This is a genomic window from Salinispira pacifica, assembly GCF_000507245.1.
GTDB classification, from domain to species: domain Bacteria; phylum Spirochaetota; class Spirochaetia; order DSM-27196; family Salinispiraceae; genus Salinispira; species Salinispira pacifica.
Map to the genome: position 1 here is coordinate 2,532,450 of NC_023035.1, position 21,017 is coordinate 2,553,466.

Annotated in this window: 14 protein-coding genes; 10 read left to right on the forward strand and 4 right to left on the reverse strand. The window is 51.9% G+C overall.

Going from position 1 to position 21,017, the window contains the following annotated elements; genetic code table 11:
- Positions 1-180 precede the first annotated feature (180 nt).
- Positions 181-1,749 carry an adenylate/guanylate cyclase domain-containing protein gene (locus tag L21SP2_RS11180; RefSeq protein ID WP_024268623.1) on the reverse strand — a complete coding sequence of 523 codons (1,569 nt, stop codon included), beginning with the start codon at positions 1,747-1,749 and terminating at the stop codon, positions 181-183.
- 118 nt (positions 1,750-1,867) lie between these two features.
- Between L21SP2_RS11180 and L21SP2_RS11185 the strand changes: the two genes are divergently transcribed.
- The 6 genes from L21SP2_RS11185 to L21SP2_RS11210 all read left to right on the forward strand — a co-directional run bounded on the left by L21SP2_RS11185 (position 1,868) and on the right by L21SP2_RS11210 (position 8,847).
- A complete protein-coding gene (locus L21SP2_RS11185) occupies positions 1,868-2,599 on the forward strand; it encodes a PilZ domain-containing protein (protein WP_144082997.1) in 732 nt (243 codons plus the stop codon).
- An 81-nt stretch (positions 2,600-2,680) separates the two neighbouring features.
- Complete coding sequence (gene speA / locus L21SP2_RS11190) at positions 2,681-4,597, forward strand: biosynthetic arginine decarboxylase (RefSeq protein WP_024268625.1); 1,917 nt, start codon at positions 2,681-2,683, stop codon at positions 4,595-4,597.
- Positions 4,598-4,625: 28 nt separating this feature from the next.
- A complete protein-coding gene (locus tag L21SP2_RS11195; protein ID WP_024268626.1) occupies positions 4,626-5,816 on the forward strand; it encodes a saccharopine dehydrogenase family protein in 1,191 nt (396 codons plus the stop codon).
- Positions 5,813-6,991 carry a carboxynorspermidine decarboxylase gene (gene nspC / locus L21SP2_RS11200; protein WP_024268627.1) on the forward strand — a complete coding sequence of 393 codons (1,179 nt, stop codon included), beginning with the start codon at positions 5,813-5,815 and terminating at the stop codon, positions 6,989-6,991. Before L21SP2_RS11195 ends, nspC begins: the two co-directional genes overlap by 4 nt.
- Positions 6,992-7,009: 18 nt before the next feature.
- The gene (gene speB / locus L21SP2_RS11205) at positions 7,010-7,996 is read left to right on the forward strand and encodes an agmatinase (RefSeq protein ID WP_024268628.1); all 987 of its coding nucleotides are present in this window, start codon (positions 7,010-7,012) and stop codon (positions 7,994-7,996) included.
- On the forward strand, positions 7,993-8,847 hold the full coding sequence (locus L21SP2_RS11210; protein WP_024268629.1) for an HDOD domain-containing protein: 855 nt from the start codon (positions 7,993-7,995) through the stop codon (positions 8,845-8,847). The genes speB and L21SP2_RS11210 overlap by 4 nt, the downstream gene beginning before the upstream one ends.
- A 74-nt stretch (positions 8,848-8,921) precedes the next feature.
- On the opposite strand, the gene L21SP2_RS11215 is transcribed toward L21SP2_RS11210, so the two are convergent.
- Together L21SP2_RS11215 and L21SP2_RS11220 are read right to left on the reverse strand one after the other, a co-directional pair.
- Positions 8,922-10,322 (reverse strand): MATE family efflux transporter, encoded by a 1,401-nt coding sequence (locus tag L21SP2_RS11215; protein WP_024268630.1) that lies wholly within the window; start codon positions 10,320-10,322, stop codon positions 8,922-8,924.
- A gap of 163 nt (positions 10,323-10,485) precedes the next feature.
- Complete coding sequence (locus tag L21SP2_RS11220) at positions 10,486-12,474, reverse strand: putative bifunctional diguanylate cyclase/phosphodiesterase (protein WP_169730473.1); 1,989 nt, start codon at positions 12,472-12,474, stop codon at positions 10,486-10,488.
- A gap of 169 nt (positions 12,475-12,643) precedes the next feature.
- On the opposite strand from L21SP2_RS11220, the gene L21SP2_RS11225 reads away from it, so the two are divergent.
- The 4 genes from L21SP2_RS11225 to L21SP2_RS17370 all read left to right on the forward strand — a co-directional run bounded on the left by L21SP2_RS11225 (position 12,644) and on the right by L21SP2_RS17370 (position 19,864).
- Positions 12,644-14,410 (forward strand): AMP-dependent synthetase/ligase, encoded by a 1,767-nt coding sequence (locus L21SP2_RS11225; protein ID WP_024268632.1) that lies wholly within the window; start codon positions 12,644-12,646, stop codon positions 14,408-14,410.
- Between the two features lie 31 nt (positions 14,411-14,441).
- Entirely contained in the window at positions 14,442-15,740 is a 1,299-nt protein-coding gene (locus L21SP2_RS11230; protein WP_024268633.1) for a thiolase family protein, read from the forward strand.
- 79 nt (positions 15,741-15,819) lie between these two features.
- Positions 15,820-18,117: a 3-hydroxyacyl-CoA dehydrogenase NAD-binding domain-containing protein gene (locus tag L21SP2_RS11235; RefSeq protein WP_024268634.1), complete on the forward strand. Its 2,298-nt coding sequence runs from the start codon at positions 15,820-15,822 to the stop codon at positions 18,115-18,117.
- Positions 18,118-18,217: 100 nt separating this feature from the next.
- Positions 18,218-19,864 carry an acyl-CoA dehydrogenase family protein gene (locus L21SP2_RS17370; protein WP_024268635.1) on the forward strand — a complete coding sequence of 549 codons (1,647 nt, stop codon included), beginning with the start codon at positions 18,218-18,220 and terminating at the stop codon, positions 19,862-19,864.
- A 79-nt stretch (positions 19,865-19,943) separates the two neighbouring features.
- On the opposite strand, the gene L21SP2_RS11245 is transcribed toward L21SP2_RS17370, so the two are convergent.
- Positions 19,944-20,942 (reverse strand): YhdH/YhfP family quinone oxidoreductase, encoded by a 999-nt coding sequence (locus L21SP2_RS11245; RefSeq protein ID WP_024268636.1) that lies wholly within the window; start codon positions 20,940-20,942, stop codon positions 19,944-19,946.
- Positions 20,943-21,017: the final 75 nt, after the last annotated feature.

The following is a 21,017-nucleotide window of genomic DNA, read 5'->3' on the forward strand; positions in this document are numbered from 1 at the left end:
TTAAACCGCCGCCTTCTCACTATCCGATGTATAAAAAAAACGGTTAAGACAAGCACTAGACCCGCCGCAATGGCTATCCACAGCCACAGCGGCAACCGGTCTATTAAATCTGTAAGGACGGACATTCTCTTCCCCCTAATATGTTCTCAAACAACATTTCCTGCTTCGCAATATTCTGTATCAACGCTTAATACCCAGCACATTAAAGATGGGTATGGGTTCTTTCTTTCCTTTCACAGACACCGGTTTCAGCTCCTTCAGATGAAACCGGTCCCCCACAATGTCCCGGGTATGTGAGGAGATGATAATATCATTGGCGGTTGCAACACCCTCAAGCCGGGCCGCAACATTTACCGTATCGCTGATCACCGAATAATCCATGCGTCTGCTGCTTCCCAGGTTTCCAACCACCACAGGACCTGAGTTCATACCGATACTCACCCTGAGATGACTTGCTTCGCCGGTAAAAAACTTCCGGTTTTTATCCTGGATCAGATCCTGGATTTCCACGGCACAGGACACCGCATTTATGGCATCGTGATCGCCTTTGCCCATTGGCACGCCGAATGCTGCCATAATGCAGTCTCCGATCAGCTTATCAATGTATCCGCCGTACTTAATCACCACTTCCAGACTTACCGAGAAAAAGTCATTGAGCACTTCAACAACGTATTCCGGATCTTTGCCCTCGGAGAAGGATGTGTAACCGGTAATATCCGCAAAAAAGATTGTGGCGTCTTTTTTTTCACCGCCGAGGCGGACGTTATCCGGATGCTCCATCAGCTGATGAACAATGTCCGTGGATAAATACCGGCTGAACATATCTTTCACCACCCGGCGCTCTTCGACGGCACTCTCCATCCGGGATTTCAGCTCCTGCTCCTGGGTTTGATCGGTGAACAGATAGGTGAGGCCCTCGATTGATCCCCGGCTGGTCTTCAGGGGTGCAATATTCAGGGAATAGTCCATCTCCCGGCCGTCCGCTTCATACACGCCTTCCAGACCCAGTACGGGCCGACCGTTCTCGCTGACCTTCTTCACCTGGTTACGTACCTTGCGGCTCAGATCTTTGAGGAAGAGTTCTTCCATGGGTTTGCCCACATCCTCATCCCGGATTCCGAAGCTCTTCCCCGCTGAAGGATTAAAATATTTCAGCTTTCCCTGGGAATCGCTGGTTACCAGCAGATTAGTCATAGATGTGAACACATTGGTCTGATAGCGGTGCAGGCCCTCTATCTCTTTCAGCCGATCCTTCAGCTCCTGGAAGAGATCGATATTCTGAAGCATGCCGCTGGCCATTTTATTGAAGGAGTCGATAAATGATAATCTGGCAGCACCGTAATGATCAGGCTGCCGTGAGTTCAGGAAGAGAAGCCCCATAACCTGGTCTCTACTCACCAGGGGAGAAGCGATTGCCGATTTCATTTCAGGATGAAGAAAAATATCCCCGAAAAACGGCCCCCCGGGATTGTTAATCACCAGGGTTTCCCTGCTGTCCAGCAGAAAATTCACGCTTTCTCCGGACAACGGGAGTTGTTTCGGCAGATCATACCGGCCGCGGCGATGCAGCAGAGGCAGTTCTTCCTGCTTTTTTTTATCAGGATCCAGAACATATAATGCGGCGGCGTCCGAGCGGGTGACATCCAGAGCCTGTTCAACAAGCCCCCGGCTGACAGACTTCCGGCTCATGTCCTCACTGAGAACGTTTGTGGTACGAACCAGATCATATAAGATTGAAGTTTGCTGCATTTCAGATTTCTCCCATTATATACCTTAGTGGAGCGGAGAGAATAAATAAAGTCTTTTTCGGGAAATACGCACTGGCAACATGATTCAATCTGTTTCATACTCAGTATATATGCGAAATGTGGCGAAAAAAGTGTTCTTCCTGTATCCCCATTCGGTGGTGCAGGGACAGATGATTGATCTGCTTATCCAGTCCGAATTTGAGGTGGCGGTTCTCAAAGATCATCAAAGGGCCCTCCGGCTACTGAGCAAATTCCCCTCCTCCATTCTCTTTGTGAATATCGAGGAACATCTGTCCCAGGATGACTGGGAAGTTTTTATCCGCAACATAGTCCAGGGAAATTCGGTACATGACAGCCGTGTCGGGGTGATGGTATACAATCCCAATAAAGAACTGGCTCAGAAATATCTTATTGATATAGGTGTTCAATGCGGTTTCATCCAGCTCAAGCTGGGACTCACCGAAAGTGCGAAGATTGTCCTGAAAGCCCTCACCGCAAACGAAGCCAAGGGCGACAGGAAGTTTGTGCGGGTCAGCTGTCAGCCCGGGAAGGCAACCTTGAATATCAGAAGTCATCAGGACAATTTCAGAGGTGAAATCATGGACATCAGCTCTGCAGGCTTTGCTTGCGTGCTGGACGGTAACCCTGAAACCGGCACCGAGTTTGACGATATGCAGCTGTCTCTCAGAGGGGCAATTATTCATGCCTCGGGCAAACTAATGGGAAAGCGCAGCGAGGAAGGCCAGGAGGTGATCTCGGTTATTATGTTCAGCGAGATCGACCGGGAAGTGAAGGGCAAAATCTATCAGTTTATTAGAAAAACTCTTCAGGCTGAGATTGACAGCATCTGAATATTTCAGTTTTACTTCAGGCTTCTCTGTGTATACGTTGGGACAAGGGGATTGAGCTGAACTTATCTGAGGCGGCAAGCTATGGCAAAGGATCTACTATCTAAATGGACAAGCAATGACTCGGCAAACCTGTACGGCATTAAGGAATGGGGAGCCGGGTATTTCGATATTAACCCCGACGGGGAAGTAATAGTCAAAACCACAGTCAGCGGGAAAAAGGTCGAGGTAAGCCTCATGGACATCGTGTCCGGTTTAACCCAGCGGGGTACCCAGATGCCGGTACTTCTGAGACTGGAAAATCTCCTTGATAACCAGATCAGCCTGCTGAACAACCAGTTTGCAAAAGCAATTAAGGACGGCGGATATCAGGGCAATTATCGGGGGGTATTTCCCATTAAGGTGAACCAGCAGCAGCAGGTGATCGAGGAAATAGCCCGTTTCGGGGAAAAATACCACCACGGCCTGGAGGCTGGAAGCAAGGCCGAGCTGATGGTGGCTCTGGCCATGATTCCATCCACAGAAAGCCTGATCATCTGCAACGGCTACAAGGATGCGGAGTTTTTTGATATGGGTCTGTATGCCACAGAGATGGGATATAAGTGCTTTTTTGTGATAGAGACCCCCAGCGAACTGCCCATTCTCATGGAACGGAGCAAGGCCCTGGGCATAGCCCCCCGTATCGGCGTGCGCCTGAAACTTTCCAGCCGGGCCGGAGGCCACTGGCAGGACAGCGGAGGAGACAACAGTCTCTTCGGGCTGACCACCTCGGAGATTATCGATATTATCGATCAGCTAAAGGCCGAGGATATGCTTTCATCCCTCCAGCTTCTTCACTATCACCTGGGAAGCCAGATCCCCAACATCCGTGATATCCGGAACGCGGTTCAGGAAACCGCCAGATTCTACACCGAGCTGGTACAGGAAGGAGCTCAAATGGGCTACCTTGATCTGGGGGGCGGCCTGGCGGTTGACTATGACGGCAGCCAGACCAATTACGTTCACAGCAAAAACTACACCCTGGGTGAGTACTGTACGGATATTGTGGAAGGTTTGCGTACCGTACTGGATGAACATGAAGTGGCCCATCCGAATATTGTCACCGAATCCGGCCGGGCTACGGTGGCCTATGCCTCGGTATTGCTGTTCAATGTGCTGGATGTCACCCGCCTGGAATCCCGCCCCCTGCCTGAAACCCTTCCGGAAGATGCGGATGAGATGCTGGTAAATCTGTGGGAAATTCTCGGCTATATGAATCTGAAAAACATGCAGGAGTGCTACAACGACGCTCTCTATTACCGCAGTGAGATCCGGGAACGGTTCAAGCATGGGCAGGTGAGCCTTCGTCACCGTGCTCTGGGGGAAAACATTTTTCTTCAGGTGATCGAGGAGATCTCCGCCAATCTGGGCAGACTGAAGCGGGTGCCCAAGGAGCTGGAAGGTTTGGATCAGGCTCTCTACGACATTTACTACTGCAATTTCAGCGTGTTTCAGAGTCTCCCCGATGCCTGGGCCATCGACCAGATTTTCCCCATTATCCCCATACACCGCCACCGGGAGAAACCCGAACGTCAGGCGATCATCGGGGATATAACCTGCGATTCCGATGGGAAGATCGATAAATTTGCAGACCTCCACGATGTGAAGCACACCATCTCCCTTCATGAACTGAAAGCCCATGAAGAGTATTATCTGGGAATCTTTCTGGTGGGAGCCTATCAGGAGACTCTGGGCGATCTTCATAACCTTCTGGGAGACACCAACATTGTATCCATTAGAATACAGGAAGACGGCAGTTTCGATATTCTCAGAGAAATTGAGGGGGACAGCGTGGCAGAAGTGATCAGCTACGTGGAGTACGACCCCAAGGATGTACAGAATCAGTTCCGGAAAAAGGCCGAACAGGCGGTTCGGTCGGGCAAAATCAGCGTGCAGCGGCGGAAAACCATTGTGGAAAGTTATGAATCCAGTATGCGCGGGTACACCTATTTCGAACGATAAAATCAGGATAATGTAGAGGAGACCGAACATGAGCAAGAGAGTACTGATAATCGGCGCAGGAGGCGTGGGACAGGTAGTGGCCCATAAATGTGCAATGAACTCCCATATTTTCGGAGAGATTACCCTGGCTAGCCGAACCAAGTCCAAATGCGATGCCATCGCCCGGCAAATCGAACAGATGCACGGAAGAACCATCCGGACAGCGGCGCTGGATGCGGATGATGTGTCTCAAACCGTGAAGCTGATCAATGAGGTTCAGCCGGACCTGGTGATGAATATCGCCCTCCCCTATCAGGATCTTCCCATTATGGATGCCTGTCTGGAAACCGGGGTTGATTATATGGACACCGCAAACTATGAACCCAAAGATACGGCAAAATTCGAATACAGCTGGCAGTGGAACTATGCCGAGCGCTTTGAGCAAAAGGGAATTATGGCCCTGCTGGGCAGCGGTTTCGATCCCGGTGTCACCAATGTGTTCACCGCATACGGTGCGAAACACTATTTTGATCAGCTCACTCAGCTGGATATTATCGATGTGAACGGCGGTGATCACGGAAAGCCCTTCGCCACAAACTTCAATCCGGAAATCAATATCCGCGAAGTGACCGCCCCCTGCAGGCATTACGAAAACGGTTCGGTGGTGGAAACCCCCGCAATGACCATGTCCCGGGAGTTCACCTGCCCGGAAAATGTGGGGCGCTATACCATTTACCGCATGTATCATGAAGAACTGGAATCCCTCACCCGGCATTATCCCCAGCTGCAGAAGGCCCAGTTCTGGATGAGCTTTTCCGACAACTACCTGAAGCATCTTGAGGTTCTCCAGAATGTGGGGATGACCAGAATTGATGAGGTGGATTTCAACGGCCAGAAGATTGTGCCTCTTCAGTTTCTGAAAGCAGTTCTCCCGGAACCTTCAAGTCTGGGACCGGACACCAAAGGAAAAACCTGCATCGGTACGGTGCTCAAAGGCCTGAAGGACGGAAAGGAACGGGAAGTGTATATTTACAATCTCTGCGATCATCAGGACGCCTACCGGGAAGTGCGCAGCCAGGCCATCAGCTACACCACCGGCGTACCGGCGATGATCGGCGCAAAAATGATGCTGGAAAAGCACTGGCACAAGCCGGGCGTATGGAACATGGAACAGTTCGATCCCGATCCCTTCATGGATGAGCTGATGGTTCACGGACTTCCCTGGAAGGTGAGGGAATGATACGGGGAAACGGGTACGAACCCTTCCGGGGCTTTGATCCGGAGCGGGTGCCATCCCCGGCATACGTGGTGGACCGGGCGGCAATACGCCACAACCTGGGAATACTGGACTCGGTAATGACCGAAAGCGGGGCAAAAATCCTTTTAGCCCTGAAGGGTTTCAGTATGTTCAGCCTTGCACCGGAAATTTCACGGGTTTTGAAGGGCACCACGGCGAGTTCCGTGCACGAAGCCCGTTTGGGCAGGGAGGAATTCGGCGGAGAGGTGCATGTGTATGCTCCGGCGTTCAAGGACGAGGAGATGCGGGTTCTCCTTGAAACCGCAGATCATATCGTATTCAACTCCTTCAGCGAATGGGAGCATCACCGGGAAAGCTGCCTGAAGGCTGCAGAAAACCGACCCGGACTGGAATTCGGCATCAGGATCAACCCCCAGCACAGCGAAGGCAGCGTGGAACTGTATGATCCCTGCGCCCCCTACAGCCGCATGGGTGTGGTGAAATCCGAGTTCCGGCGAGATCTTCTTCAGGGGATCAGCGGGCTTCATTTCCACAGCCTCTGTGAACAGGGCTCTGAGCCTCTTGAGCGCACCCTGGAAGCGGTTACCGCCAATTACGGGGATGTTCTGAAAACACTCAAATGGATCAACCTGGGAGGCGGACACCACATCAGCAAAGAAGACTACAACCGCCCCCTTCTGATCCGGCTCATTCGTGAACTGAAAGAGACCTACGATCTGGAAGTGTATCTTGAGCCCGGGGAGGCCATCGCCATTCACAGCGGCGTCCTGGTAACCACCGTACTGGATACCCCGGTGAACGCAATGAACCTGGCGATTCTGGATACCTCAGCCACCTGCCACATGCCGGATGTGCTTGAGATGCCATACCGCCCCGACATTCTGGGCGCCGGACTCCCGGGAATGCAGCCCCACCTCTACCGGCTGGGCGGGCAGACCTGCCTTGCAGGGGATGTGATCGGCGATTACAGTTTTCCCCGTCCCCTTTCCCGGGGGCAGCGGCTGATATTCGATGATATGGCCCACTACACCATGGTAAAAAACACCACATTCAACGGTATTCCCCTTCCCTCAATATGTACGTACGACAGCGACAGCGGTGAATATGAAGTGATCAGGGAATTCGGTTATGGTGATTTCCGTTCCAGACTCTCATAGCCGGGAACAGGAGGAGATATGAATCGGAAGCAGCCGAAGATTCAAAAAGACGGCAGGGAAACAGCCGGCAAATCATCTGATGGAAGCTTTCCCGGGTATGACGGGGAAGTATTCCTGGAGAGCGAAACCGGCAGACCCGATTCCCGGAAGTGCCGCTTTCATATTCTGCCCTTCCCGTTCGAAGCCTCGGTATCTTACGGCGGCGGCACCCGAAGAGGGCCGGAGGCAATTATTGAGGCCAGCCAGCAGCTGGAACTCTACGACGGAATCAGTTTTCCCGGCGAGGCGGGGATATTCACCCATCCAAGCGTGAGGGTGCCGGAACAGGAGCACCCCGGTGACGGGGACGTTCAGCACTGCTTTGAAGATGCCGGCAACCGTGTGGAACAAATCCTGCAGTCGTCGGCAATCCCGGTGACCCTGGGTGGAGAGCACAGCATCAGCTATGCCCCTCTTCAGGCCCTGAAACGTCACTATTCCCCCCGAAACATCGGAATTGTGCAAATCGACGCTCATGCAGACCTCCGCCTTGCCTATGAGGGGCGGGTCTGGTCCCACGCATCGGTGATGCGGAGGCTGGCAGACCAGGGGTTTCCGATTCTCCAGCTGGGAGTACGGGCTCTCTGCAGGGAGGAAAGGGACTACCGGGATTCTGCAGAGAATATCGTCTATTACGACGCCCGGGAACTCATCGAACAGGATATCAGAAATATCCGTTTGCCCGAGGAGTTTCCCGAGCTGCTGTATCTGAGCATAGATCTGGATGGTTTGGATCCGTCAATCATGCCGGCAACCGGCACTCCTGTTCCCGGCGGTCTGGGCTGGTATCAGACCCTCGATCTCCTTGCTTCGATCATCGCTCAGCGCCATGTGGCGGGGCTGGACATGGTTGAGCTGGCTCCCATGGATCAGGGTCATGCATGGAATTATACGGCTGCACAGCTGCTGTACTCGGTACTTGGTCTGATACAACGGCTGAACCCCGGGAAAAGCGAAGGCCTATGAGCAGCTATTCTGCGATCATGAAAAGTCTGCCCATCATGCCGGATACCGCTGTGAGAGTTATCAACTTGGCAAATGATGAATCGGATATCGATTTCAGAGATCTGGAAGATATCATCAAGGTGGACTCAGGATTGACCAGCAAAGTTCTCAGAGTGGCAAACTCAAGTCTGTATGCCCGGGAAGGGCTGATCGCCGATCTGCACACGGCAATTTCCATGCTCGGTTTCAAAAACATCCGCAATCTGGTGGTACTTGTCACCGCCTCATCGGTTTTTCATCGTAACACCGTCAGTACATTCTTCCGGAAGTATTGGAAACACGGCATTATCTCTGCCTTCGCAGCCCGGGAGGTGGCCCGGAAGGTGAACCGTGTAGATCTTGCCGAGGAAGCATTTCTTGCAGCCCTTTTGAGCAATATCGGACAGGCCGCCCTCTTCTACCACAACCGTGAGGAATATGAGGAGATCTACAGGAGATGGATCTCGGAAGGTGAATCGCTTGTGGAGCTGGAGGAGCTGAGTTTCGGTACAAATCATCGCCTGGTGGGGTCAGAAATTCTGAAAAACTGGAATTTCCCGGATCTCTACGCCCATGCTGCCCGGGAGCATCTCCGGGAAAATATCACCAGCCCTCATAAGATGCTGATCATCATCGTAAGCACAGGGAATTTCCTGGCTGAGAATTATCTGTTCCGCCTGACCCATCCAAGATCCCTTGGGGAGCTGAAGCATTACTTTCCGCTCATGGGGCTCACCCCGGCCGGAATCCAGGGGCTTCAGCAGCAGGTGCAAAACGGTATGGAAAACGACAGCTTGTACGCTGGGGTGAAGGATCTGTTCGGATTAGGGTAACTCTCGCCCCCCTTTCCGATCCGACCCGTTCCGAGGCGTTCCGATCCGACCCGATCCGATACTTTCCCCGGCTTTCAACCGCTTTCAACCTGCACGTCCAGCCACCTACCTTTAAGAAAACCTGCAATCATGATCCCCGCATGGAATATCTGGTACAGCCCGAAGCTCAGCCATGCCAGCTGGATGGTGTCGGGAAAGAGATGCCGCATGAGCAGAGTTAACCCCAGGATGAACAGAACGTTGGTAGTGAACTCGCTGGCAAGCACATAGCGTCCGTATCCGTTGGAAATAAACACCATCTCGAAAGAATACCCAAGTGACTCCATGAAATAAAACGGAAGAAAGAAGGTCAGGGCTGTGGTTATCACCGCCACCGTGGATGGATCTGAAGAAAAGATTCCCGCAATCCGGTAGCGCAGGAGAAATGTGAACAGCGCCACCAGCACGGCAATTCCTGCGGCCACAGCCCCGGAAGCTGCGATATATTTCCCGGCGCTTTGTTTTTCGCCGCGGCCCAGGGCATTCCCTGCAAGAATTCCGGCGCTCCGGGCGAATCCTCCGATGATTGTTTTATTCAGCCGGTAGAATGAAAATACTGCATGGGTTGCCGCAAGAAAAAGTGGTGAATAATCCTCAATAATCGTCTGATATGTCATAAAAATGCCCAGAGCAATGATATTCTGTACTGCCGGAGGCAAAGCCACCCGCACAATATCTTTCTGCAGCCTGGTGCTGAGATGCCTGAAGCTGAACAGCCGGTACTCTGTTCGGTATCCCCGGGTAAGAACCACAACTATCAGAAATACTGCTGCGAAACTGAATGCCAGCACGGTTCCCAGGGCAGCCCCCCGGATTCCCATGGCCGGCAGACCGAACTTCCCGAAAATAAAAATATAGTTGAGGATGATATTCAGGACGTTGCTGAGAATACCTGACCACATCACATAGGAGGTTTTGTTGATGGCCGAGAAGAAGCCCTGAACCGCAAAGAATATCCCGGTGGGGATGAGGGCAAAGCGCATCATTGAAATATACTGAATGGTTAACTCCAGGATTTCGGGGGTTTCAATCATCCCCGAAAGGACCGGCCGGGCGAGAAAACTGGCGGAGATGGCCAAGGTTCCCGCAACAAGAGCTGCTACCATTCCGTTGTCCAATGCTTCGCCGGTAATATGCCGGGACTCCAGGCTGTTAATGTCCTGACGGCCGAATCTTCGTGCGGTTATCGCCTGAATTCCGTTTGAAAGAGGCCAGAGAAAAGTATTGAGCATCCAGGTGAAAAGTCCCGCTATGCCGATTGCCGCCAGCTCAAAACTGTTTTCCCCGAAGTGTCCAAGCATTGCGCTGTCCACTATCTGATGGAGATAGTGGGTCAGTCTGCCGAATAAAAGGGGTATTCCCAGGGCCACAACCTGACCGACCGGATGTCCGCCGGAGCGGAAGAACTCCCCGGCCTGTCCTCTTGAAAGCTTCACATTCTCTCCTGAAATTCTCTTCTGAAATTTTGATGTATGCCCGTGGCAGGTCGGTATGCGGCCTGCGGGCCCCGTGGGGGGCTGCAAAGAGTTTTACTCTACATCAATTCACCGGTGAGGGGAAGCTGCCCCGGGATTTTAGAGGAAGTGTCTGAACAGGATTTCAGCCGTTCCTTCGTTCAAAATGGACGGTATTCCAATGCTTCATCCAAACCTGCAATGCAGTACGATCCATGGGACGGGCATGCAGAAACCCCTGGATGTGAGTTACTTCAAGTTCCCGAAGCATCCGGTCCTGTTCTTCATATTCCACCCCTTCGGCAACCGTTTCCATGCCCAAACTCAGGGCCATAGCCTGAATAGCCCGGATAATTTCCCTTGAGTGGGTGCTTTCCTGCATGGATGCAATAAAGCTACGGTCAATTTTAAGAGTATCGATGTTGAAGCGATGCAGATAGCTCAAACTGCTGTATCCTGTACCGAAATCGTCAAGGGAAAGACGAATGCCCATATTTTTCAGAAGGGTGAGATTTTGCTTCACCATCTCATTGTCTTCAATGAGCATGGATTCGGTGATTTCCAGCTCAAGCTGGGACATGTCGGCGGCGGTCTTTGCAAGAATATTACTGATTACGGGAATGAAATTCTGACTATGAAGGTTTACCGGACTGATATTGAATGAGAGGGCAAGACGATTTTCATTGCCGTGATTCAGTTCTCTCAGTTCCTGGATATCCGAGGCGGCAATATGAAAAAGATATTCTGACAGTTCTGCGATAATTCCGATTTCTTCGGCAAGAGGAATAAATTCCTCGGGAGAGACTTCCCCGAATTCCGGAGAGAACCAACGGGCCAGGGCTTCAACCTTTGTGACTTTTCTGCTGTCTGCCCTGATAATGGGCTGAAAATGCAGGGTCAGTTCCTGCCGTGAAACTGCAGATCGCAACTCCTCGGCCAGTCTGTAGCGTTTCCTGATATCTTCATGTCCCTGTTTATCGTAGCGGATGGTGGTTCCTCCGCCCCGGCTCTTACTTACCGATAGAGCAAGCTCCAGATTGCGGATAATTGACTCCGCCGGATCTGTACCAACCCGCGAGCCCGAAAACCGGCTCCGGCTTTTTCTCCCCCTTCCAGGTCCTTCATGATCAGATGTTTGGGACAGTTCGTTGGGTAAATGGGAAAGATAGGCGGTGTAACTGATGTTCAGGCTCAATCGGATCAACTGATTCATGAGAATAAACCCTTTCAGAGCACTCTGATGAAGCATTTCCGCCACGGCTTTGGGATCGGGGTCGTCGGAAGGAAAGGATAGAATAAAGTCCGTGCCCCCGAACCGGCCCAGGAACCCGTCTTTGGGAATGAGGGTCTCACAGCGCCGGGCAAACAGCCGCAGCATTTCATCCCCTGCCGTATAGCCGTAATTATCATTAATCTGCCTGAATCGGTGGATGGAAATAAAGAGGGTAAAGAAGGGCGTCCCTTTCTTCCGGCTTCGTCGTGCAGTCTCATTCAAAAGGGTTCGAATGTAATGGCGGTTAGGCAGTCCGGTGAGATCATCATAATAGGCCACAGCCTCCAGCCTGGATGTGGTTTGTTTGAAACCGAACACCACGGAACCGGTGAGAGAGCTGATGAGAATATAAAGAACAAATACTCTCAGGAGAAAATCCGCTTCAAGATGTGCGCGAATGGGTGCCGTGGGGAATGCAATGGCAAAAACAAACAGCAGAGCAAACAGTGTCTGGGTAAACAGTGCCCAACGGATATTCAGAAAATAAAACAGGATGATGGGGCCGAGAAAAATATAGAGAATGCCGTACCCGTTATATCCGCCGGTTATCATGGCATAGGTGAGAGCCAGAATCACACTCAGAGCGGATATCTGGATGCTTGCATCCAGCCGGTTACCCCGGTGATATATGATCATTGCAGCTATTTGACCAGTTGTGGCAAAAATCAGCACCGCAGAGGCCAGGTATGAACCGGCCGCTGCAACTGATATGGCAAGGGGCAGGAAGATCACCAGCCCCAGGAAGGCCATGATATGAATAAGCAGGATTTTGCCCCGAATAAACAATGGAAGGGCGCTGGAAAGACCCTGATACCTGAGGAAACGCTGAACTGAGAATGCAAATCGCTGGAACAAATTCATGGGCACACTTCCAATCATAGTACAGGTGATGAAGAAAAAGAAGGGAAATTTTGCCGTATTCTCCATTACAGCCGTATTGCTGAATAGCTGTTCATTTTTTTCTTGCTAAATCCTGAGTGTGGTTGTAAGATTTAATTACTGAACAGCAATTCATTATTCGGAGGATTTTATGAATCAAACGTTTACCACCCTTCCAGAACTATTCAAGCATGCCACAACGTCCTTCAGCCTTGAAAAGGCCCTCATGTATCCTGAAGGCGACTCATGGAGAACCTATTCAAGCGAACACTTCAGGAATCAGGTTCGATGGCTGGCGCTGGGTATGAGTGATATGGGGGTAAAAGAAGGAGACAGTGTGGGAATTCTTGCACCGTCCTCCCCGGAATGGATAATTCTGGACCTTGCCACAGTAAGTCTGGGGGCAGTAAGCGTTCCCCTCTTCAAAAAGATCAGTCTTGAAAGCCTCACCCATGAAATTTCCGACTCAAAAATGAAGTATCTTTTTATCGGAAACCTTGAAGAGCTGCCCCACATTAAAGCAACACATAAGCATTTGAAAGAACAGATCACCTTCGGTAAGAGCTTCCCGAACGAGCGGTTCAATGCACTTATTGCCAAAGGGCGGGAAATGGATACCAAGAATCCTGAGCTCTTCGATTCATTTGCGTCAAAAATCAAAGAGGATCAGCTTGCCACAATTATATACACCAGCGGAAGCACCGGACTTCCCAAAGGAGTGAAGCTCACTCATAGAAATATTGTCAGCCAGGTGCACGCCAGCTCCCAGCGGTTCAAGACAGTTCCGGGAGATCGGGTTCTTTCCGCCCTTCCCCTTGCCCATATTTTTGAGCGGATGGTGATGTATTTTTACATTTCATCGGGACTTCCCATTTATTTCGCCGATGATCCCCAAATGCTGGGGGTGTATGCCAAGACAGTGAGTCCCACAATCATGACGGTTGTTCCCAGAATTCTGGAGAAGGTGTACATGAAAATGCGGGAAGGTGCGTTTGAAAAAACCGGTGTGGCCGGGGCAATAGCCAGAACCGGATTCGTACGGGCTGAAAAGAAAAAACCCGGTACCGCCGCCAAAGGCCCTCTGGGTATGATATTCGACAAACTGCTATATAAAAAATTCCGGGCAGCCATGGGCGGAAAATTGCGAATAGCCATATCCGGATCGGCAAAACTGTCACCGGAGATTGCCTCCTTTTTCGTAAATTGCGATCTTCAGGTGTATGAAGGATACGGGCTCACCGAGGCCAGCCCGGTAATTGCGGTGAATTATCCCGGCCATAGAAAAATCGGATCTGTGGGCCCCCTCTTTCCGGGGATAGAAGTGAAGGTTAGCGGAGAAGGTGAAGTTCTGGCCAGAGGCCCCAATATTATGCAGGGATATCACAACCGGCCGGATGCCACCGCAGAGGTGATCGACGAGGAAGGCTGGCTTCACACAGGAGACCTGGGCAGCTACGAGGACGGCTACCTGACCATCACCGGACGGAAAAAGGAACTGTTCAAGAAATCCACCGGCGAATATGTGCCTCCGGTACCTCTTGAACAGGAACTGGTGCAGATGCCCGGAATCGATACCGCCGTGGTTGTTGCGGATAACCGGACATTTGTTACGGCGCTCATATTTCCCGAGTATGAAAAGCTTCCGACGCTTAAATCGGAGGCGGGGATGGAAGATGTGAAGGATGATGAGTTTCTGGAAAGCGACTACTTCCGCCAGCAGATTCACGAATATCTTCAGGAAATGAATAAGCATCATCACCATTGTGAACACATCGCCGATTTCCGGATTATCCATAGCCAGGCTAGCATTGAAGATGGCGAACTCACCCCCACTATGAAGGTGCGGCGCTTCGCCATTGAAAAGAAATACGGAGACCTTATTGAGGAAATGTACAAGACACCTCACTCCTGGAAATAACTTCTAAGATCTGCAGAAAAAGGAGAATTCAATGAATCAATCTCGAGAGCGAATTGCCATTGTGGATGGAATCAGAACGCCAATGGCAAAAGCAGGAACAGTTCTGAAAAATACCCAGGCGGACGATATGGGAGCATTCATCGTCCGCCAGCTTCTGGAACGGAACAGCATCGAACCGGAAGAATTCGACGAGGTGATCATCGGCAACGTGGCCCAGCCGGCTCATGCGGCCAACATCGCCAGAGTAATTGCCCTGAAAGCGGGAATGCCCAATTCAACCCCGGCATACACGGTTCACCGGAATTGTGCCAGCGGTATGGAGAGCATTACTACGGCGGCAAGCAAACTGCTCACCGGAGAAGGTGATATCTATCTTGCCGGCGGAACTGAAAGCATGTCCAACATTCCACTGATGTTCAACAAAGAGTTCACCTCATTTATAAACCGCCTTTCCGCTTCAAAAACGTTTTCACAGAAACTGAAAACCCTCTTTTCCTTCCGGATGAAAATGCTCCGTCCGGAAATCGGGGTAATTCACGGACTCACCGATCCGGTAAGCGGTCTCATCATGGGGCTCACCGCCGAAAATCTGGCCAAGGAGTTCTCCATCAGCCGCAAGGAACAGGATGAGCTGGCCCTCCTGAGTCATCAGAGGGCAGTCCAGGCAGCCAAAGAGAACAAGCTGGAAGGGGAGATTATCCCCATGCCCCTCATGCCTGAGTACAGCACTATCGTGGAGCAGGATTCAGGCCCCCGGGAGAACCAGAGCATGAAGGCCCTGGGCAAACTCAGACCATACTTCGATAAGAAAAACGGCACGGTTACCGTTGGCAATTCCTGCCCGATTACCGATGGTGCTGCGGCGGTAATCCTGATGCGGGAAAGCGATGCCAAAAAACGGGGCCTCACCCCTCTGGGATACATCAAAGACTGGGCGTATGCGGGTCTTGAACCCGAACGGATGGGCCTCGGACCCACCTATGCAACGGCGAAACTCTTCAAGAAAACCGGAACCAAATTATCAGAAATTGATTACATCGAGATGAACGAGGCGTTTGCCGCTCAGATTATCGCCAATGAAAGAGCCTTTGCCAGCAAGGATTTCGCTTCAAAGTATCTTGGAATGGATGAAGCTTTGGGTGAAATTGACCGGAATAAGATGAACCTCCAGGGCGGAGCCATTGCCCTTGGCCATCCTGTGGGAACCACCGGAACAAGAATTACGGTTCACACCCTTCGGGAACTGCGGCGGCAGGGCAAACAGAAGGGGCTGGCCACGCTCTGTATCGGCGGAGGTCAGGGAGCATCCCTCCTTCTCGAGGTGGAATGATTGCACCGAAACGAATACACGACTGTATTTCAAAATACACTGCTCGGCCAAAACAATTTGAAAGAAAGAGGTTAGAACCATGAAAGGCTATTTCAGCTATTCAGAACAGGACGGTGTCGCCCGCCTCACCCTCGATTTGGAGGGGAAACCGGTGAACTTGCTCAGCTCGGACGTGATGGCAGCTTTGGATGAAAAATTCAGGGAGCTGGAGAGCCGAACCGATCTGCATCTGCTGATCATCGACAGCAATAAAAAAGGTATTTTCATCGCAGGTGCAGACATCAAGGAAATTCAGGGCATTACCCGTGAAGAAGAGGCGTATGAAAAAGCAAAAGGAGGACAGGATGTTCTCAACCGGCTGGAGATGATGCCATTCCCCAGTATTGCGTATATTAACGGCGCATGCATGGGAGGGGGCACCGAACTGGCCCTTGCCTGCACCTTCCGTCTCACAAGTGATGATGCAAAAACCAAGATTGCCCTTCCTGAAGTGAACCTGGGAATCATGCCGGGATTCGGCGGCACCCAGCGCCTCCCCCGTTTGGTGGATATTTCCCAGGCTCTCCCCATGATCCTCACCGGGAAACCCCAGGACGGAAAAAAAGCGGAAAAAATCGGTCTTTCGGACCGGGTGATTCCCCACGGGTACAGCGAATTCTTTCTGAATGAATTTGCATCGAAAATTCGGGGGGTGGTGGAGAAACAGCGTTCATCCTTTCCTTCGGGGGGTACAACCAATCCTGCCGACGGATCAGGCTATTTGAAAACCTTGAACAGCCGGAGAAAGTGGCTGAATGAGATCCGAAAGCAGGCCTACGGTTTGATCCGGCCGGTAAAACGGGGAAAGATCCAGAGTCCCGCATACGGCTGGTTCCTGAATAAAACGGCCCTGGGGCGGAGCATGGCCCTGAACAACGCAAAGAAGTCGGTACTGGCCAAAACCCAGGGCAATTACCCGGCTCCTCTGGAAGCGATTTCCACCATCCACAACACCCTGGGAGGTAATTTCGCCAAGGGGCTGATTTATGAAGCCAGGAAGTTCGGAAAACTGGCCGCCTCGGATATCAGCAAAAATCTGATTCAGATCTACTTTCTCACCGAAGAAAACAAGAAACTTCCCGATCCCGAACATGTTCCCGGCGCGGGAGCCAAAGCTGGAAGTGCCGATCTGCCGGAAACCATCGGGAATACCGGAGTGCTTGGCGCGGGAGTTATGGGCGGAGGCATAGCCTGGCTGTTCAGCAAGGCCGGATATGATGTCGCCCTGAAAGATATTTCCTGGGATGCGGTGCAAAAAGGGTTTGACGCCGCAAAGAAAATCTACGGCCAGCTGAAAAAACGGCGAAAACTCAGCAGCCGAGAGGTAAACCTGGGCATGCATCGAATCAGCGGAACCTTGGATTATGAGAGTTTTGTTCGCGCTGACATTGTTGTGGAAGCGGTGGTGGAAAAAATGTCGGTAAAGCAGGCGGTTCTCTCGGAGCTGGAGGAAAACGTTCCGGAGAATTCAATTATCGCCAGCAACACATCCAGTCTGTCCATCAATGAAATGGCCAAAGCCTTGAAGAAACCGGAACGGTTTGCGGGTATGCACTTTTTCAATCCGGTGAACCGGATGCCCCTGGTTGAGGTGATCAGCGGCGAGCAGACCGATCCCCGGGCGGCCATTGAAGTAGCCCGCTTTGCCCTGAAACTGAAGAAGACCCCGGTATTTGTGAAAGACGGACCGGGATTCCTGGTGAACCGCATCCTCATGCCCTACCTGAATGAGGCGGCGTACCTTCTCTCCCAAGGCGCCGATGTTGAAGAAACCGACCGGCAGTGGAAAAAGTGGGGTATGCCCATGGGGCCCTACACGCTCATTGATGAGATCGGCATAGATGTGGCCAGGAAAGTGGCAAAGATTCTGGAGGACGCGTATCCCGACAGGATGAAGGCCGCACCCATTCTTGAGGGCCTGAAGGATCACCCTCAGCTCCTTGGGAAAAAGAACAAGCAGGGATTCTATCTCTACAAAAACGGGAAAAAGACTCTCAACCCCGAGATGCAGAGCATCATCAAAAAGCATCAAACCGGCGGCGGCAGAGTCAGCAGCGAGGATCGAATCTACCGGCCTCTGGTGATGATGGTGAACGAAGCAGTCCGATGTCTGGATGAGGGGGTTGTAGGAACACCCGGTATGCTTGACCTGGCCATGATCATGGGAACCGGCTTTCCTCCCTTCAGAGGGGGGGTACTGCGCACCGCCCAGCAGATCGGCCTGAGCACCATGTCGGACAAGGCCCTTCAGTACAGCAGCAGCATTGACGGACGTTTCACAGCTCCTGAGGGACTGAGCAACAGGGCCAAGAGCAACTCGGCATTTTTCAATATGTAGCAAAACGCCGGATTATCCGGCACTGAAATAGATCCGGCAGGGGAGAACCCCCTTGCCGGGGATCTAAAGAAAACATGACAATCAGTAAGGAGTACAGAGCATGGACGTACAGTACGGTTTTTTTGAAAAGCTTTACAGCGGTGAATACGATTCATCGATGCTGGTCCGCAACTATGATGAATCCATAGACGAGGCCAAGGTACAGAAGTTTATGGAGTCATACGACGCCCTGATTAAAGATTTTCCTGCGCGGGAGATCGAGGCTCAGGGAGTGGTGCCCGATGCATTAATGAAGGGCTTGAAGGAGATCGGAATATTCGGGCTTCTGATCGATAAAAAATACGGAGGACTGGGTTTCACCTTAAGCGAGTATCTCCGGGTGGTTGAGGAAATGGCCCGGCACGATATGGCACTGGTACTGGTGCCCCTGGCCCATCTTTCCATCGGTCTGAAAGGAATTCTGCTGTATGGCAGTGAAGAGCAAAAGAAGCAGTATCTCACTCCTGCAGCTTCCGGAGAGATGGTATTCGGATACGCACTTACCGAACCCAAGCAGGGAAGCGATGCCCAGAATGTGGATACCAAGGCGATCCTTTCCGATGACGGCAGCCATTATGTGCTCAACGGTACCAAAACCTATATAACCAACGCCAATTACGCAGGAGCCTACACGGTGTTTGCCCAGTTGGATCCGGAGAACCGGCCGGGTTATATGGGAGCATTCATCGTTGAGCGGAAATGGGATGGCGTAAGCACCGGCCCTGATATGCCGAAAATGGGACTGAAGGTGAGCTCCACCGCAGCACTGAAATTCAAGGATGTGAAAGTCCCCAAAGAAAACCTCATTGCAGCTGAAGGAGACGGCTTCAAAATCGCCATGAACGTGCTGAACTACGGACGCCTGGGGCTGGGAGCTGCCTCCGCCGGATTGATGAACCAGAGCGTCCAGGACATGATCAAACGGGCAACCAGCCGGAAGCAGTTTTCCATGCCCATTTCCGAATTTGAGCTGATTCAGGAAAAGATTGTACGCTCCGACGCCCACGCCATGGCCGCCAGAAGCATGACCTACTTTACTGCGAAGATGCTGGAAGACGATCATCTGATGAACGTGGCCATGGAAAGTTCTCACACCAAACTATACGGTACCAACCGCTGTTGGGACACCCTCTATGATGCCCTCCAGGCTGCCGGCGGATCCGGCTATATCTCAACCCAGCCCTACGAAAAACGGATGAGGGATTTCAGGGTAACCACCATATTTGAGGGAACCACGGAAATTCATTCCATTTACCCTCCCCTCACCGTGTTCCGCAGCTGGGGAAAGCTGCTGAAGTCCGGTGAGAAATCCAAACTGTCGGTTTTCACCGATCTGCCCCGGCCCCGTCTGGGATCACCCGTGTACAGCGATCCTCTGCTGAACCAGGGATTCAAACTGGCCAAAAAGCTGGAAAAGCGCTTCAGAAAACTGGCATCTCTTGGACTGAGAACATACGGGAAAAAGATTGCCGGAAAGGAATATTTTCTGCGGAGCATGACTCATCTGAATGTGGCTGCCTTTGCCCTCCTCTCTTCGGCATCGGTGCTGGAATCAAACAAGACCAACGGAAGAGCCCTTGAAGCCGCAGACCGCAGAAGATACGAATATCTGATGACGGAGGCGCGACAGCTTCTGGAGGATACTCCAAAGCAGGGAATCAGCAGCCTGGAAGAAGCCGGCTCTGCCCTGTGGAAGGAATTGAAGTAAAGCATAAACGGATCATCAGCCCGTACACTGCCCGTACTCTGCCCGTACTCTGAAAGACGGGCGGCAGGTAACCCCGGGATTATTCCCCGGGGTTTACCACTATCCTGCCGCTTACCCCGCCTGCCAGAATCTGCTCCACCGCAGAGGGCAGCTCATCCAGGCGTATAAGTTTTGCATCTTCTTGAAGCCAGTCCACAGACCATTCATCTGCCAGTTTACTCCAGATCGCTTTTTTCCTCTCACGGCTTGAATCTGCGCTGGCAATCCCGATAAGTGCCACATCCCTGAGAATAAAGGGGAAAATATTGGTCTCCAGCTCCGTCCCGCCGACCATTCCGCAGGCTGCCACGGTGCCGGAAAATTTCAGGCTGCGGAGAATTCTGTGGAGCATGGAGGATCCAACTGTATCTACGGCTCCGATATATTCAGGGCGCATGAGAGGACGATCCTTCTTTACCAGAAACTCATCCCGGGGAATCACCTGTGCGGCCCCTATTGATTTGAGCCAGGCATGCTTATCGTCCTTGCCGGTAACTCCGTGCACTTCAAATCCCATTCCCGCCAGAATACTCACTGCAATGCTTCCGACTCCTCCGGTTGCTCCGCTGACAAGTACGGGGCCGTGGTCAGGTTTGACTCCCCTGTCCAGAAGTGCCTGTACGCACAACCCTGCAGTGACTCCGGCGGTTCCATAGGTCATGGCCCGGTAGCTGTCCAGTGAAGAAGGCAGGGGAATAAGCCAGGCTTCAGGTACCCTGGCATAGGCGGCAAGGCCCCCGGGACTGCCCATACCCAAATCAAAGCCGGTAATTACAACCTTCTCCCCGCTATCCATCCGGATTCCGGAGGCATCTATTCCGGGAATATGAGGATAATTGGGGCTTACGCCCTTATTGCCTATGGCCGAAAGTGCATCCTTGTAATTGAGGCAGCTGTACTCCACCTGAATGTCCACACCCTGGGGAGGAAGGTCTTTTTCCTGCCATGTTCCCGCTGCGGCCTTCACATTGCCGTCAGCTTCCTCCCGGGCAATAAAGGCCGGGAAGGCCTGGGGGATTGATTGTCTGGACTCGCTCATACTGTTTCCTCCTGAATGGTATTTTGAATTCTGCCTGATATTTTCTTACGGCTTATTGATATTGCCCAGGGCGGA

Excerpts from the sequence above, each read along its gene's own strand:
- L21SP2_RS11210 (WP_024268629.1), top strand. The coding sequence starts at position 7,993 with ATGAGCAGCTATTCTGCGATCATGAAAAGTCTGCCCATCATGCCGGAT.
- L21SP2_RS11230 (WP_024268633.1), top strand. The coding sequence starts at position 14,442 with ATGAATCAATCTCGAGAGCGAATTGCCATTGTGGATGGAATCAGAACG.
- speA (WP_024268625.1), top strand. The coding sequence starts at position 2,681 with ATGGCAAAGGATCTACTATCTAAATGGACAAGCAATGACTCGGCAAAC.
- L21SP2_RS11220 (WP_169730473.1), bottom strand. The coding sequence starts at position 12,474 with ATGAATTTGTTCCAGCGATTTGCATTCTCAGTTCAGCGTTTCCTCAGG.
- L21SP2_RS11195 (WP_024268626.1), top strand. The coding sequence starts at position 4,626 with ATGAGCAAGAGAGTACTGATAATCGGCGCAGGAGGCGTGGGACAGGTA.
- L21SP2_RS11180 (WP_024268623.1), bottom strand. The coding sequence starts at position 1,749 with ATGCAGCAAACTTCAATCTTATATGATCTGGTTCGTACCACAAACGTT.
- L21SP2_RS11245 (WP_024268636.1), bottom strand. The coding sequence starts at position 20,942 with ATGAGCGAGTCCAGACAATCAATCCCCCAGGCCTTCCCGGCCTTTATT.
- L21SP2_RS11235 (WP_024268634.1), top strand. The coding sequence starts at position 15,820 with ATGAAAGGCTATTTCAGCTATTCAGAACAGGACGGTGTCGCCCGCCTC.
- L21SP2_RS17370 (WP_024268635.1), top strand. The coding sequence starts at position 18,218 with ATGGACGTACAGTACGGTTTTTTTGAAAAGCTTTACAGCGGTGAATAC.
- nspC (WP_024268627.1), top strand. The coding sequence starts at position 5,813 with ATGATACGGGGAAACGGGTACGAACCCTTCCGGGGCTTTGATCCGGAG.
- L21SP2_RS11225 (WP_024268632.1), top strand. The coding sequence starts at position 12,644 with ATGAATCAAACGTTTACCACCCTTCCAGAACTATTCAAGCATGCCACA.
- speB (WP_024268628.1), top strand. The coding sequence starts at position 7,010 with ATGAATCGGAAGCAGCCGAAGATTCAAAAAGACGGCAGGGAAACAGCC.